12 protein-coding genes and 2 tRNA genes are annotated in these 14,743 nt (G+C 68.4%); 2 read left to right on the forward strand and 12 right to left on the reverse strand.

Annotated elements, in window-relative coordinates; genetic code table 11:
- Positions 1 to 64: 64 nt before the first annotated feature.
- A complete protein-coding gene (locus HNR16_RS15440) occupies positions 65 to 1,036 on the forward strand; it encodes a DMT family transporter (protein WP_158041151.1) in 972 nt (323 codons plus the stop codon).
- Here HNR16_RS15440 and HNR16_RS15445 read toward each other — a convergent pair.
- Complete coding sequence (locus HNR16_RS15445; protein WP_158041153.1) at positions 1,026 to 2,099, reverse strand: ABC transporter substrate-binding protein; 1,074 nt, start codon at positions 2,097 to 2,099, stop codon at positions 1,026 to 1,028. The two genes, HNR16_RS15440 and HNR16_RS15445, sit on opposite strands and share 11 nt — an antisense overlap.
- 150 nt (positions 2,100 to 2,249) lie before the next feature.
- Between HNR16_RS15445 and HNR16_RS15450 the strand changes: the two genes are divergently transcribed.
- Positions 2,250 to 3,821 carry a helix-turn-helix transcriptional regulator gene (locus HNR16_RS15450; protein ID WP_158041154.1) on the forward strand — a complete coding sequence of 524 codons (1,572 nt, stop codon included), beginning with the start codon at positions 2,250 to 2,252 and terminating at the stop codon, positions 3,819 to 3,821.
- 107 nt (positions 3,822 to 3,928) lie between these two features.
- Here the strand turns inward: HNR16_RS15450 and HNR16_RS15455 are convergent, their stop codons facing one another.
- From HNR16_RS15455 to dnaN, 11 genes are all read right to left on the reverse strand, one after another.
- Positions 3,929 to 4,453: a hypothetical protein gene (locus HNR16_RS15455; RefSeq protein ID WP_158041156.1), complete on the reverse strand. Its 525-nt coding sequence runs from the start codon at positions 4,451 to 4,453 to the stop codon at positions 3,929 to 3,931.
- Positions 4,454 to 4,757: 304 nt separating this feature from the next.
- A tRNA-Ala gene (locus HNR16_RS15460) sits at positions 4,758 to 4,830 on the reverse strand.
- Between the two features lie 120 nt (positions 4,831 to 4,950).
- Positions 4,951 to 5,127, reverse strand: a complete 177-nt coding sequence (locus HNR16_RS15465) for a hypothetical protein (protein ID WP_179558294.1) — start codon at positions 5,125 to 5,127, stop codon at positions 4,951 to 4,953.
- A 131-nt stretch (positions 5,128 to 5,258) separates the two neighbouring features.
- Positions 5,259 to 5,690, reverse strand: a complete 432-nt coding sequence (locus HNR16_RS15470; RefSeq protein ID WP_158041157.1) for a TetR family transcriptional regulator — start codon at positions 5,688 to 5,690, stop codon at positions 5,259 to 5,261.
- 244 nt (positions 5,691 to 5,934) lie between these two features.
- Positions 5,935 to 6,011 (reverse strand) — tRNA-Ile (locus HNR16_RS15475).
- A gap of 53 nt (positions 6,012 to 6,064) precedes the next feature.
- Positions 6,065 to 6,475: a DUF3566 domain-containing protein gene (locus HNR16_RS15480; RefSeq protein WP_158041159.1), complete on the reverse strand. Its 411-nt coding sequence runs from the start codon at positions 6,473 to 6,475 to the stop codon at positions 6,065 to 6,067.
- 11 nt (positions 6,476 to 6,486) lie between these two features.
- Positions 6,487 to 9,243, reverse strand: coding sequence for a DNA gyrase subunit A (gene gyrA, locus HNR16_RS15485; RefSeq protein ID WP_158041161.1), 2,757 nt, complete (start codon positions 9,241 to 9,243; stop codon positions 6,487 to 6,489).
- Between the two features lie 18 nt (positions 9,244 to 9,261).
- Positions 9,262 to 11,445, reverse strand: coding sequence for a DNA topoisomerase (ATP-hydrolyzing) subunit B (gyrB, locus tag HNR16_RS15490; protein WP_158041163.1), 2,184 nt, complete (start codon positions 11,443 to 11,445; stop codon positions 9,262 to 9,264).
- 173 nt (positions 11,446 to 11,618) lie between these two features.
- Entirely contained in the window at positions 11,619 to 12,116 is a 498-nt protein-coding gene (locus tag HNR16_RS15495; RefSeq protein ID WP_158041169.1) for a DciA family protein, read from the reverse strand.
- Positions 12,113 to 13,297, reverse strand: a complete 1,185-nt coding sequence (gene recF / locus HNR16_RS15500) for a DNA replication/repair protein RecF (protein WP_158041170.1) — start codon at positions 13,295 to 13,297, stop codon at positions 12,113 to 12,115. Before recF ends, HNR16_RS15495 begins: the two co-directional genes overlap by 4 nt.
- Before the next feature lie 2 nt (positions 13,298 to 13,299).
- The gene (dnaN, locus tag HNR16_RS15505; RefSeq protein WP_158041172.1) at positions 13,300 to 14,442 is read right to left on the reverse strand and encodes a DNA polymerase III subunit beta; all 1,143 of its coding nucleotides are present in this window, start codon (positions 14,440 to 14,442) and stop codon (positions 13,300 to 13,302) included.
- Positions 14,443 to 14,743: the final 301 nt, after the last annotated feature.

Below are 14,743 nucleotides of genomic sequence, written 5' to 3' on the forward strand. Positions count from 1 at the left end.
CTCGGGGACAGGGCATGGACGACCTCCGGAGTTCCACGGAACGACAACGCTGCTATCGTAGTCCATGAGTGAACCTAATAGCGCTATCGCCAATCTTTCGCGTTCGCTATTCGCACGTTCCGGGATCTCGTGGGGATTCGTGGGTGTGCTCGCGTTCTCCCTGACGGTGCCGTTGACGCGCGTGGCCGTCGATGACGGTGCCATGTCGCCTGTCTTCGCGGGCGCCGCGAGAACGGTCGTCGCGGCCGTACTCGCCGCGGTCACACTGCTCGCCACGCGCGCACGACTGCCGAAGGGATCCCAGTGGTGGCGGATCGCGGTCGTCGCGGCCGGTATCGTCGTGGCGTTCCCGCTCCTGACCTCGTTCGCCCTGCGGTCGGCTCCCGCGAGTCACGGCGCGGTCGTCATCGCGCTACTGCCCGCCGCTACCGCCGTCGCCGCCGTCATTCGGACGGGCGAGCGCCCGGGCTGCTCGTTCTGGGTCGCTGCGGGTGCGGGTGCGATCGCGACGCTCGCGTTCGCAACCGTGCAGGGCGGTGGGATCGGCGGCGCCCACTCGGCGGGCCTGCTCCTCACTGCCGCGGTCGTCGCCGCCGCGGTCGGCTACGCCGAAGGCGGGCTGCTCGCCAGAGAGCTCGGTGCGTGGCAGGTCATCTGCTGGGCGCTCGTCGTCGCCTCTCCGGTCATGGTGCCGACGACGATCCTCTCGCTCGTGCAGGACCCGCCGGCCGCCTCACCCACCGAATGGGCGGCGTTCGCCTACCTCGCGGTCATGAGCACGTTCCTCGGTTACATCGCCTGGTACCGAGTCCTGTCGATCGGGCCCATGGCACAGGTGAGTCAGATCCAGCTCACGCAACCCGTCATGAGCATCGCCTGGGCCGTGCTGCTCCTCGGCGAACAGCTCACGTGGCCGACCGTGGTCGGGGCGCTCGCGGTCGTCGTCTGCGCGCTCACGGCCGTCCGATCACGAGCGCGTCCGGCGACAGCGCGAACCCACTCCACGACCGCCTCACGTCCTCGACTCACTCGGTGACGACGGGCACCTCCGTCGCCGGGTCGCCGTCGAGCGCGGCGACGAGCTGCGGCATGAACCGTTCGAGGTAGTAGGGCATGCTGAGCGGCGTCACGAAGTTGGATGCCGTGACGAATGCAGCGGATTCGTCGGGCGACGCGTAGATCGCACGGCCCTCCTTCGCCGCATCGGTCTCGAACCAAATCCGACCGACGGCCTCCTCGACCTCCTGCTCGGTCGCACCCCAGATCACGACGCCAACGTCGTTCAGCTCGCCCGCCTTCTCGGGACTGATCGACCAGCCGAATTCCTCGCTGTCGCCCGTCAGCAGGTTCTCCGGGAAGCCGATGCCGAGGTCCGTCAGGAGCCGGCCTCGTGGGTCCTCCGGGCCGTAGACGAAGACGCCCTCCCACGTCGCGACGTTCACGCCGGTCTGTCCCGCGAACAGCTCCGCGTGCTCGTCGGCGTACGTGTCGAGGGTCGCGCGGACCTCGTCGACGAGCGCCTGTGCCGCCGCAGGCTTCCCGACGGCACTGCCGATGTTGAGAGTCGCGACGTCCCACGGGGCTCCCCATTCCGCGTAGTCGCCGGGCTGCACGACGGTCGGGGCGATCCTGGAGAGCTGCTCGTACTCGTCCTCCGTGATGCCCGCGTACTGCCCGATGATCAGGTCAGGTTCGAGTGCGGCGACCTTCTCGAGCTGGACGCCGTCGTCGGCGTTCAGCACCTCGGGGAGGGGAGCGTCACCGAGCGCGTCGAGTGCCCACGGGTAGATGCGCCCCGGGGTGTCGTCGCCGAACCAGTCGGTCACGCCGACGGGGACGACGCCGAGCGCGAGCAGCGCATCCTGTTCGTTGTATCCCACGCTCACGACACGGACGGGGGCACGCTCGATCGTGGTCGATCCGAAGGCGTGGTCGATCGTGACGGGGAACGCGCCGTCCTCGACCTCGTACTCCGCGCCGTTCGAGTCCGTCGCGCCGCCCGCGCAGCCGGTGAGTGCGGTGATCGCGACGAGCAGGCCACTGATCGCGGTCGAGATGCGTGGCCTCGTCGTCGAGGTGGCATGGTTCCTGCGTGGCATGTGTCGTTCCCATCCGTCCGGCACGGTCGGTTGCGCCGACCGTCGTGACCGCCCCGAAGGTGAGCGGCCTGATCGCGCTCTAGGTTAGGGTTGCCTCACTCGTCAGGGTTGTCCGTGACGGACCCGTTCTTTGCATGACTCCGAGGCGCCGTGATCCATACGACCCACCGGTCCACCGAGGCACCGTCGATCCTCGCCATGCGCGTCGGCCCCCTCGTCGAGGAGCAGCATGCGGTCCTGCTGTGGGTGCACACCGGGTCGGCATCGTTCGACGCGGGTGGGCTGCACGTGGTCCTCGGGGAAGGGTGTGCGCTGTGGGTCCCGCCGGGAGTCGAGCACCGGACCGGCACGGAAGCGGGTTCCGTCGTGTTCCCGTTCCTGCTGCGTCTCGATGCCCTCCCGGGTGTCCTCGGTGTGGTGCACATCGTGCACGTGCCACCGGGCTGGGGTGATTGGCTCGTGCACCGGTGGGACGACAACTCCTACACGAGCGATGCGCTGCCCGACGCCGACCTCCTGTTGCGTCTCGTCGCACACCCGAACGCGTCGGCGTCGCCGAAGGCCGGGTACCCGGATGCACTTCCGATGCCGCGCTCGCGGGAAGCGCTCGCTGTCGCGCGGACGCTCCTCGACGACCCGACCATCACGCACGACCTCGCCCGGTTCGCCGCGCGGGAGCGCGTCAGTGCGAAAACGCTCCAGCGGCAGTTCCACCGGGAGACCGGGACGACGTTCGCGCTGTGGCGTCGTCGCGCACGCATCGGCCTCGCCGTTCGACGCCTGTCGCAGGGGCATCCCGTGGCGCCCACGGGCCGTGAGATCGGGTATCGGACGACGGCGGGATTCTCGCGGGCCTTCCGGCGCGTCGTGGGCGTCCCGCCACGCGAGTTCCGCTCCGGCGTGGCCCACGCCGATGCCGTGCACGCCCGTGTCGGTTCGGTGAGCACGTCACCGACGCCACGCCACGATGCGCCTGCGCGGCGGGTGCCGCGGATTCCTGCCCGCACGTTCTGGGGGACGGTCGGTGACCGACACGAGCTCATGTGGGTGTTCCGTGGAACGGTCGTCTTACGGATCGGTCGCGAGCGGCGAACGCTCCGCCGCGGGCAGGCCCTCTGGGTATCGGCGGGCGTCGCGCACGACGCCGAGTTCGAAGCGGGCGCGGTGATGCTGACCGTCGGTCGGCTACCCGGTCATCTTCCCGTCGAGAATCGGATGGTGGATGTCGTCGAGTTCCCCGACGAGTACGAATCGTTCCTCCTCCACACGATGCTGGCTGAGTTCTCGCTCTTCCGCCCCGACCGGGGACGCGGTGCGTTCGTCCGTGAGCTGTTCCATCGCACGTTCCCGGTGGCGGGACGCGAGCCTCGTGAACTCGGTGGCGTGATCGGCGACATCGCGGCAACGCTGCGCCGTGATCCGTCGGACGCCCGCTCTCTCGCGGCGTGGGCCGACCGCTTCGGCACCTCGGCGACCGAACTCGGCGCGGCGTTCGTGTCGCGCACCGGCGAGTCGTTCCCTCGATGGCGGGCGCGCATCCGCATGGACGTCGCCCGCGAGCGCTTGCAGCACGGACGAGCGCCGGGCACGCTGCACACGGAGCTCGGTTACTCGTCGCAGGCCGTCTTCACACGGGCCTTCACGGCCGCGCACGGCATCTCACCGGGCGCCTACCAGCGTCGCGAATCCCGGTGGCTCGAGGTGCCGGCGAGCGAACACTGAGCTCGGCCGACGGCGAGCCGGTGCCGGGTGCCGTCACGGATGCCCTCGTCGGCACCCGGCTCGTCGGACCACCCTGCGGTGAACGCCGCATGCCTCCGCGAATGCGTTCACACGCCCGGCGGGACCGCGTTCGGGCGACGGACGGTACCCGAGTCGACACCCGACACCACCTGATCTCGGAAGCGCACGAATGATGCGAACTGCCCGCAGAGTGCCGACCGGAGTTCGTCGGGCCCATCGACCCAGGCGACCTCTCCCTCGCCGTCGTCGGGGATCTGTTCGGGCCGGTGGTTCCCGCCCGGGACGACGTAGGACGGCCTCCCCTGCGGGTTCACGACGAGCATCTTCCCCGCGACGCAGAGGTCATGGACGAAACGACACTCCTCGTCGCTCAGCGTGGCGTGCCAGATTCCGCCGGTGATTCGACCCTCGGTGTCGAGTGGCGAGAGGTGGAGGTCGGTCCAGCGCCCGTCGAACTCGAGCAACCCGTCAGGACCGGTGAGGTGGTGCGTCCCGTCGGCGCTGGGCGCGACCTCGAGGCCACGCTCACGCAGGAACGTCGCGATGCCTTCGCGGTCGGGGTCGATGAGGGTGTCGCATTCGAGGCGCATGAACATGACGGAGAAGCCCATGCGCGGAGCCTACGTGCCACCGCCGAGCACCCCCGGTGCACGATGTCGCCTCGTCGTTCAGCAGTTCTCTCCGCCACGCGGTGCCGTTCGCTGTCGTGAAGCGCCGCAACAGCGCTCTCGGGAACGAGACGATGTCTGCGACCGTGGAGACGAGGGGAATCGAACCCCCGCAACGCGCCAGCGTTGCGCCGTGTACGACGGTCCCGAGTGAGTGAAACAGTTTGTGGAGACGAGGGGAATCGAACCCCCGCAACGCGCCAGCGTTGCGCCGTGTACGACGGTCCCGAGTGAGTGAAACAGTTTGTGGAGACGAGGGGAATCGAACCCCTAACCCCCTGCTTGCAAAGCAGGTGCTCTGCCAATTGAGCTACGTCCCCTCGCGCGAGTACCGATCGTCCGAGGGAACTCGGGCCGTTCGGCACCACGCAGCGCGTGGGTGCGGGGACGACTGTAGCAGATCGTCGCCCCGCGCGATGATGCGGCGGCCGGGCGTCCGCTCAGAAGCCCTGCGCGCGCAGCCATTCGAGCAGGGCGTCCACGCGCGCCGCGGCTGTCGCCGCCTGCCACGGGCCGAGCCCGCGGGAGTCGACCATGAGGCCGTCGCGCAGGTACACGATGCGGTCGCCTCGCGCGGCGACGGACGGGTCGTGCGTGACCAGGACGATCGTCGCCACGTGCCGGTGCACCTCTCGGTATGGGTGTCCATGACCGCCCTCGTCATGTTGCTGTCGAGTGCGCCCGTGGGTTCGTCGGCGAACAGAGTCACTGGACGCGCGGCGAGCGCCCGGCAGATGCTCGTCACGGATCACGCCACGAGTCCGTCCGTCCGCGACCACGTGGGTGACGAGGAGCACCCACTCTCGAAAGGTGCCGATGAACGCACCGTCACCCAGATCGGGTTGCTCGACGGCGAATCGCTGGCGGCGCGGAGCGCGGTGTCGTCGACGAGGCGCTCGGCCAGCCGACGACGCATCTCCTGAAGGGGCTGCAGGCGGTCGCCATCGAAGGCCTCGACGTCTTTGACGAAGGCGACACTCGCGTCGCGCTGGTGTGTGACGGTCGCTCGCGCGAGCTCCGCCTTCGACGCGAAGTGGAAGGCGAGCGCACCCTTGGTGACGCCGGCTCGTTCGGCGATCTCGGCGAGGCTCGTCGCAGCGTACCCCCACTCGAGGAACACCTCGGACGCGGTGGCGATGATCGTCCGGCGCGTCTCGAGCGCGCGCACCTGCGTGATCATCTGCTGTTCTGTTCGTGCGTGCCCGGCGTCTCGTGGCGAACCCGGGAGACACGATTCTGCCAGACCCGAACGATCACCCATGCTCACCGCCCGTCCGCACGGGTAGCCTTCCGCCGTCCGCCACGCCCGTCGCGTCGCCCGGAGCGGCAACGCCGGTCGCACGAAGAAGCCGGCCCGACGAAGAAGGCGGTCCGGAACGAAAAATCGGGACCGGACCCGAAGGTCCGATCCCTAGGATCTCGCGTGGTGGGGCTACCAGGACTTGAACCTGGGACCTCTTCGTTATCAGCGAAGCGCTCTAACCGCCTGAGCTATAGCCCCCTGTGCGACACCCCACTGTAGCGGAAACGGCGGGCGACGCGAAATCGTGTCGGCTACCCGTTCGTGAAGCCGAACACGAGCCCACCCGTGAGGCGGACGGAGAGGTTGTAGAGGAACGCGCCGACTGCGGCGAGGGCGGTCGAGGCGACGCAGTTGAGGGCCGAGACGACGAGCGTGAAGCCCATGAGCGGACCGAACTGCACGAACGTCGCGACGCTGATGTTATTCCCCTCACCGGTCACATCGTTGAGCAGGCTGTTGACCGAGTCGAACACTCCGGTCTGCACGAGCACCGTCCAGAGCAGTGCGACCGCGATCACGGCGATCACGATGCCACACACGCCGATGAGGAACGTGAGCTTCACCACCGACCAGAAGTCGATGTGCACGAGGCGCAGTCGCACCTGTTTGCTCGCCGTCTTTCGGGTCGACTTCTGCGCGAGCTTGTCGGCGACGCTAGTCATGAATCACATCCTCAACCTTCGGACTCCGGATCGGAGAACGGTTCCGAGTCTGGCACACTCTCGGCCCCCGCGCCGTCCGCGGCGGCCTCGGTGCGCTCCTCGACGTCGTGCTCGTGCTCGCGCGCCGCGGTGCCGTCGGACGACTCGACGGCGTCCGCGGCCGCGACGGCCGCATCGCCGATGGCCGTGCTCTCGAGCGACGGATCGTCCTCCGGCCGTTCGGATGCCTCGGACGTCGTGTTCTCGTCGTCCGCCTCGTCCGTCTCGTCGCCGAGCTCACGGTCCGAGTTCTTCGCGATCGCGATGACGAAGTCGTTCTTACCGGGGCGGGCGAACGTGACACCCATCGAATCGCGGCCCGTGATCGAGACCTCGGAGACGTCCGAGCGGACGACCTTCCCGGAGGCGAGGATCACGAGCACCTCGTCCTCCGCCTGCACGAGGAGTGCGCCCGCGAGGCCGCCACGCTCGTCGTTCAGCTTCGCGACCTTGATGCCGAGGCCACCCCGCTTCTGCGAGCGGTACTGTGCGACGGGCGTGCGCTTGGCGTAGCCGCCCTCGGTCACGACGAACACGAAGGTGTCGTCCGCGTCGGCCTCGGTCGAGACCGCGGCGGTGAGCAGGTAGTCGCCGTCGCGGAACGACATGCCCTTCACGCCCGAGGTGGAACGCCCCATGGGTCGAAGCGTGTCGTCGTTCGCCTGGAACTTGAGCGACATGCCGAGGTGCGAGACGCAGAAGATGTCGTCCTCGGGGTTCGCGAGCATGGCGCTCACGAGCTCGTCGCCGTCGCGCAGCTTGATCGCGATGACGCCGGCCTGACGGTTCGTGTCGAACTCCGTGAGCTCCGTCTTCTTCATGAGCCCGGCACGCGTCGCGAGCACGAGGTAGCGCGCCTGCTGGTAGTCCGACACGTCGAGGATCTGTGCGACCTGCTCGTCGGGCTGCAGCGGCAGCAGGTTCGCGATGTGCTGGCCCTTCGCGTCCCGCCCGGCCTCGAGCAGCTCGTACGTCTTCGTCCGGTACACGCGCCCCAGGTTCGTGAAGAACAGGAGCCAGTGGTGCGTCGTCGTGACGAAGAAGTGGTCGACGATGTCGTCGGCCCGCAGCTGCGCACCCTTGATGCCCTTGCCACCACGGTGCTGCGAACGGTAGTTGTCGCTGCGCGTTCGCTTGATGTAGCCGCCGCGCGTGACGGTGACGACCATCTCCTCCTCGGGGATCAGGTCCTCGTCGGTCATCCCGCCGTCGAAGCCCGCGACGATCTGCGTGCGGCGGTCGTCGCCGAAGCGGTCGACGATGCCCTGCAGCTCCTCGGAGACGATGTCGCGCTGACGCTGCGGCGAGGCGAGGATCGCCTCGTACTCGGCGATGAGCGCCTCGAGCCGGGCGGCGTCGTCCATGATCTTCTGCCGCTCGAGTGCGGCAAGACGACGCAGCTGGAGGTTGAGGATCGCGCTCGCCTGCAGCTCGTCGACGTCGAGCAGCTCCATGAGGCCTTCGCGGGCCTCCTCGACCGTCGGTGAGCGACGGATGAGGGCGATCACCTCGTCGAGCATGTCGAGGGCCTTGAGGTAGCCGCGGAGGATGTGGACCTCGTCGAGCGCCTTGCGCAGCCGGAACTTCGTGCGCCGGACGATGACCTCGATCTGGTGCGCCACCCACGCCGTGATGAAGCCGTCGATCGACAGCGTGCGCGGCACGCCGTCGACGATCGCGAGCATGTTCGCGCCGAAGTTCTCCTGCAGCTGCGTGTGCTTGTAGAGGTTGTTGAGCACGACCTTCGCGATCGCGTCGCGCTTGAGCACGATCACGAGGCGCTGGCCCGTGCGGCCCGAGGTCTCGTCGCGGATGTCGGCGATGCCCGACACACGGCCGTCCTTCACGAGCTCCGCGATCTTGAGCGCCAGGTTGTCCGGGTTCACCTGGTACGGGAGCTCGGTGATGACGAGGCACGTCCGGCCGTGGATCTCCTCGATCGAGACGACGGCGCGCATCGTGATCGAGCCGCGGCCCGTGCGGTACGCGTCCTGGATGCCGCGCGTCCCGAGGATCTGGGCACCGGTCGGGAAGTCCGGCCCCTTGACGCGGCGGATGAGCTCCTCGAGGAGTTCCTCGCGGGGTGCCTCGGGGTTCGCGAGGTGCCACAGGGCACCGTCCGCGACCTCGCGCAGATTGTGCGGCGGGATGTTCGTCGCCATCCCGACGGCGATGCCGACCGAGCCGTTGACGAGCAGGTTCGGGAAGCGGCTCGGGAGCACCGAGGGCTCCTGCGTCTGCCCGTCGTAGTTGTCGACGAAGTCGACCGTGTCCTCGTCGATGTCCCGCACCATCTCGAGTGCGAGCGGCGCCATCTTCGTCTCGGTGTATCGCGGTGCGGCCGCGCCGTCGTTGCCGGGCGAACCGAAGTTGCCCTGCCCGAGCGCGAGCGGGTAGCGAAGCGCCCACGGCTGCACGAGTCGCACGAGCGCGTCGTAGATCGCGGAGTCGCCGTGGGGGTGGAACTGCCCCATGACGTCGCCGACGACGCGCGCGCACTTCGAGTACGACTTGTCGGGGCGGTAGCCGCCGTCGTACATGCCGTAGATCACGCGGCGGTGGACGGGTTTGAGGCCGTCGCGCACCTCGGGCAGGGCGCGCCCGACGATGACGCTCATCGCGTAGTCGAGGTAGGAGCGCTGCATCTCGAGCTGCAGATCGACCTGCTCCACGTGGTCGTTGCCGCGGCTGCCCTTCTCGGGGAGCGGCGTGTCGTTCTCGTCAACCATTGGGATGCCTTCGGGGTCTCAGATGTCGAGGAAGCGCACGTCGTGCGCGTTCTGCTGGATGAAGGTGCGGCGGGAGTCGACGTCCTCGCCCATGAGCGTCGAGAAGACCTCGTCGGCCGCCTCGGCGTCGCTCATCGTCACCTGCAGGAGGGTGCGGGTCTCGGGATCCATCGTGGTCTCCCAGAGCTCCTGGTAGCTCATCTCGCCGAGCCCCTTGTAGCGCTGGATCGCGTTGTCCTTCGGGATGCGGTGGCCGGCGGCGCGTCCGGCGGCGAGCTTCTCGTCGCGCTCACGGTCGGAGAACACGTAGTCGTGGGGTGCGTTCGACCACTTGATGCGGTACAGCGGCGGCTGCGCGAGGTACACGTAGCCGAGCTCGATGAGCGGCTTCATGTAGCGGAACAGGAGCGTGAGCAGGAGCGTCGTGATGTGCTGCCCGTCGACGTCGGCATCTGCCATCAGGATGATCTTGTGGTAACGCGTTCGCTCGGGGTCGAAGTCGTCACCGATGCCGGCGCCGAACGCCGTGATCATCGACTGCACCTCGGCGTTCTGGAGCGCCCGGTCGAGGCGCGCCTTCTCGACGTTGAGGATCTTGCCGCGCAGCGGCAGGATCGCCTGCGTGATGGGGTTGCGCCCCTGCACGGCCGAGCCGCCTGCCGAGTCGCCCTCGACCATGAAGATCTCCGAGATCGCGGGGTCCTTCGACTGGCAGTCCTTGAGCTTGCCGGGCATGCCGCCCGTCTCGAGAAGGCCCTTGCGGCGCGTCTGCTCACGGGCCCGACGTGCCGCGAGGCGGGCTTGCGAGGCCTGGATCGCCTTGCGGAGGATGTCCTTCGCCTGGTTCGGGTTGCGCTCGAACCAGTCGGCGAGCGCGACGCTCACGACGCGCTGCACGTACGACTTCGCCTCGGTGTTGCCGAGCTTCGTCTTCGTCTGCCCCTCGAACTGCGGCTCACCGAGCTTGACGGAGATGATCGCCGCGAGCCCCTCGCGCACGTCGTCGCCCGTGAGGTTCTCGTCCTTCTCCTTGAGCAGGTTCCGCTCGCGCGCGTACTTGTTCATGACGATCGTGAGCGCGGCGCGGAAGCCCTCGAGGTGCGTCCCGCCCTCCTTCGTCGTCACGGTGTTCGCGAAGGAGTGCACCGACTCCGAGTACGACTCGGTCCACTGCATCGCGAGCTCGAGCGAGATGTGCTTCTCGGTGTCCTCTGCGTTGATCTCGATGATCTCGTCGTGGACGACGCCGATCTTGCGGCGCTTCACGAGGTGCTGCACGTAGTCGACGAGACCGCGATCGAACTTGTAGGTCTGCGAGCGCTGCTTCGGGACGATGTCGATCGCCTCGGTGACGGGCTTCGGCTCGCCCGTCTCGTCCGTGTCGGCCGGCAGCGGCTCCGCCTCGTCGCTCGTGACGGGCTTGATGCCGTGGCTGAGGGTCGCGGGGTCGCGCTCGTCGGTGATCGAGATCTGCAGCCCGCGGTTGAGGAACGCGGTCTGCTGGAAGCGCAGGCGCAGCGTCTCGTAGTCGTACTCCGTGGTCTCGAAGATGTCGCCGTTCGCCCAGAACGTGATGGTCGTCCCGGTCACGTCGGTCGGCTCACCTCGACGGATCGGCCCCGTCGGGACGCCGTCCTCGAAGTCCATGTTCCACACGTAGCCGTCGGTGCGGACCTCGGCCGAGAAGCGGTGCGAGAGCGCGTTCACGACCGATGAGCCGACACCGTGCAGACCACCCGAGACCGCGTACCCGCCGCCGCCGAACTTGCCGCCGGCGTGGAGCTTGGTCAGGACGACCTCGAGGGTCGAGATGCCCTCGATGGGGTGCACCGCGACGGGGATACCGCGACCGTTGTCCTCGACGCGCACCCCGCCGTCGTCCTGCAGCACGACCGAGATCGTGTCGCAGTAGCCGGCGAGGGCCTCGTCGACGGAGTTGTCGACGATCTCGGCGACGAGGTGGTGGAGCCCCTCGATACCGGTCGAGCCGATGTACATACCGGGGCGCTTCCGGACGGCCTCGAGACCTTCGAGCACCTGGATCTGGTCGGCGCCGTAGTCGTTCTCGACCCTGTGCGTGCCGGGCAGCTGGTGCTCGCCGTTCGCCGAATCGATTTCGGTCCCGTCCTGGGGAGCCGTGTCCGGCTCGCTCCCGTTCTCGGGCGCCTCGTCGGATTCGGGCGAAGTGGGTGCGTCGGTCATCCCTGGGGATCTCCTTCTGGTCAGCAGGCGTGTCGGCGCCCGTGCGAGCGGGCGAAATTCGCCCGCTCATCAGCGCGACACGCGACATCCCAGTGTACCAAGCGGTGCGCGCTTCGCGCCCGTGAACGGCCGTTCTGCGCCCTTTCGAGTGCGCGGGTAGCGGATTTGTCTCCCTAGCCGTAGGTATCGCGTGGACCGCGCCCTGGGACCGATCTGAGGCCGCGTTTCCAGGACGGGGCCCCGGGGTTGAGAAATCGGATGTCGACGACGCGCGCATCGGCGAACTGCTCGGCGATCGCGCGCAGGATGTGTGAGCGCATGCCGCGCAATTGGGTGGCCCACGCGGTCGAATCGCACTGCACCACGAGCGTGCCGTCGTCGATGTGCATGGGCGTCGAATGGGCCGCCGTGTCGCGTCCCGCGATGCGCTCCCACGCGGCGATGAGTTCGGCCTGCGCGATGGGCGTCTCCCACCCCAACCTTCGCGAGACGACGACGAACGCGCTCCCGAGGCTCACGGGGTCGCGGTGCGAACCGAACGGCTGGGCGGATTCGTCCGTGTCCTCGGGCCGCTGCTTCGCCTCCGCCGCCTTGACGCGGCGGAGGAACGAGGAGGTGCGCCCGCCGAACACGGCCTTGAAGCGCTCGTACACGTCGCTCGCCTCGCTCATGCACCGTCACCCACGATCGTTCCGCCGCGGATCGTCGTGACCTGGGCGTGCATCGAGTCGGGGATGTCACCGAGAACGGCCGCGGTCACGAGAACTTGTTCGAAATCCCCGATCGCATCGGCGAGCCGTTCGCGGCGATCGGCATCGAGCTCGGAGAAGACGTCGTCGAGGATGAGGACGGGGTCGCCCGTCTGCGATTCCGCCCGCACGAGTTCCGCCGCTGCGAGCTTGAGGGCGAGGGCGAGCGACCACGATTCACCTTGGCTCGCCGTGATGCGCGCCGGCAGCCCGTTGAGCATGATGACCGCATCGTCACGGTGCGGACCCACGAGGCTCACGCCCCGCTCGATCTCCGCGTCGCGCCGTTCCGCGAGGCGGTGCACGAAGCGTGCGCGCAACTCCTCGAACGAGATCTCGCCGCCCGTGAGCTCGCTGTCGTCGTCCTCGGGCTCCTCGTCGCCCACGCCGACGCTCGTCGATTGGCCCAGCGCACTCAGCCGCAGCTGGATGCCGGGTGCGTGATCGGCGCCGACGAGCCTCGCGTATCCGCGCTCGAGGTGCGGCACGAGGCGTGAAACGAGTCGGAGGCGCTCGGCGACGATCTCGGTCCCGAGATCCACGAGCCGGTCGTCCCACACCTCGAGGGTGTGTAGTCGCGGATCGTCCCGTCCCTGCGATCGCGCCGAGCGCAGCAGGCTGTTGCGCTGTCGCAGGACGCGGTCGTAGTCCGAGAGCACCCCACCGAGGCGGGGCGAGTGCGTCACGAGCAGGCGATCGAGGAACGATCGGCGCACGGCGGGTTCACCGCGCACGAGCGCGAGGTCCTCCGGTGCGAACAGCACGGTCGTGATGTAGCGCGAGAGTTCACGGGCCCGGACCGCTCGGCCGCCCACCTGTGCGCGGTTCGAGCCCGCCTTCGCGATCTGCACCTCGATGCGCAGACGGCGGTTGCCGTGGCTGAGTTCCCCGCGGGCGATCGCCGATTCCGCACCGAGCCGCACGAGGGCCGCGTCGCTCGACACGCGGTGCGAGCCGAGCGACGCGAGGTAGCCGATCGCTTCGACGAGGTTCGTCTTGCCCTGCCCGTTGGCCCCGACGAACAGGTGTGCGCCGGGGCCGAGCTCGAGATCGACCTCCCGATAGTTGCGGAAGTCGCGCAGCTGCAGGTGCGAGACGTGCACCGTCAGCGCATGAGGAGGTTCGGCTGCAGCAGGTAGCGGAAGCTGTCGTCCGAGGTCCCCTCGTCCTTCGAGGTCTGGCTCGTGAGCAGGACGGGCCCGGGCTTGCCGGGGTTGTCGGTCTTCGTGAACGCGATGCGCACGAACGGCGAGTGGATCGCGCCGACCCCGTCGAGCAGGAACTGCGGCTTGAGGGAGACGACCACGTCGTCCCCCGTGAGCACGACGTCGATCTGCTCGGACGCCTGCGCCTGCTCGCTGCCGGCCGCCTCGAGCATGAGCCCGTCGACGCCGAACGTGAAGCGCAGGGCTGCCTCGCGCTCGAGCACGAGCTGCACGCGGCGGACGGCCTCGACGACGTCGGAGGCGGCGAGCACGGCGTAGTGGGGCGTCTCGGCGGGGAAGAGTCGTTCGACGGCGGGGAAGTTGCCCTTGATGAGCAGCGAGGTGACGGTCTTGTCGTTCGCGCTGAACGCGATGAGCTCGCGTTCGCCCTGCTCGACGAGCGTGATGCGGATCGTGCCCGAGTGGCCGAGCGACTTCGCCGCCTCCGCGAGCGTGCGCGACGGGACGAGCGCGGTGCGGGTCTCTGTGAACTCGGACTGCCATTCGAGCCGGCGGACGGCGACGCGGTAGCGGTCGGTCGCGACGAGGCCGAGGCTGTCGGCGTCGAGTGTGAGGTTGACGCCCGTGATGACGGGCGCCACGTCTTCCTTCGAGGCCGCGACGGCGACCTGCGAGACGGCCTCGGCGAATGCGTCGGCCTCCACCGTGCCGGAGACGCCCGACACCTCGGGCAGCGTGGGGAACTCCTCGAGGGGCATGGTCGGGAGGTTGAACGATGCCTGCCCGCAACGGATCGTGACGGCGTTGTCCTCGCGCGTCACCTCGACGGGTGCCTGGGGCAGGCGGTTGGCGATGTCGGCGAGCAGGCGTCCCTGGACGAGCACGGCGCCCGCGGTCTCGACCTCCGCCTCGACGGTGGTGCGGGAGGAGACCTCGTAGTCGAACGACGAGAGGGTGAGTGCGCCGTCGGAGGCTTCCAGCACCACCCCGGAGAGGATCGGCAGGGTCGGTCGCTGCGGAAGGAGCTTGACGACGAACGACACCGCGTCGCTGAAGACGTCACGGTTGACCACGAACTTCACTGGGGGTCCTCTCGATTGCGTGCAGCTCATGCTAGCGGCCGTGCGGGAATCGCTCACGAGGGAGTTCGACGCTTCAGGCTCGGGGCGTGAATGTCATCGAGCCCTTCATGATGAAAGAGATCCTTCATCTTCATCTTAACGGCTGTGGAAACTGTGGACGGTGTCCGCCTGCCTCGTCGGGCCTAGGGAACCACATCCGTGTAAGTTGTGTCGCACTCGTGAGCGAGCTGTGGTCGCCGCGGTGGCGGTCCGTGGACAGATCCTGGTGGTCCACATCCCGGGACGGTTTCTCCACATTCGG

Source organism: Pseudoclavibacter chungangensis (genome assembly GCF_013410545.1).
GTDB lineage: Bacteria > Actinomycetota > Actinomycetes > Actinomycetales > Microbacteriaceae > Pseudoclavibacter > Pseudoclavibacter chungangensis.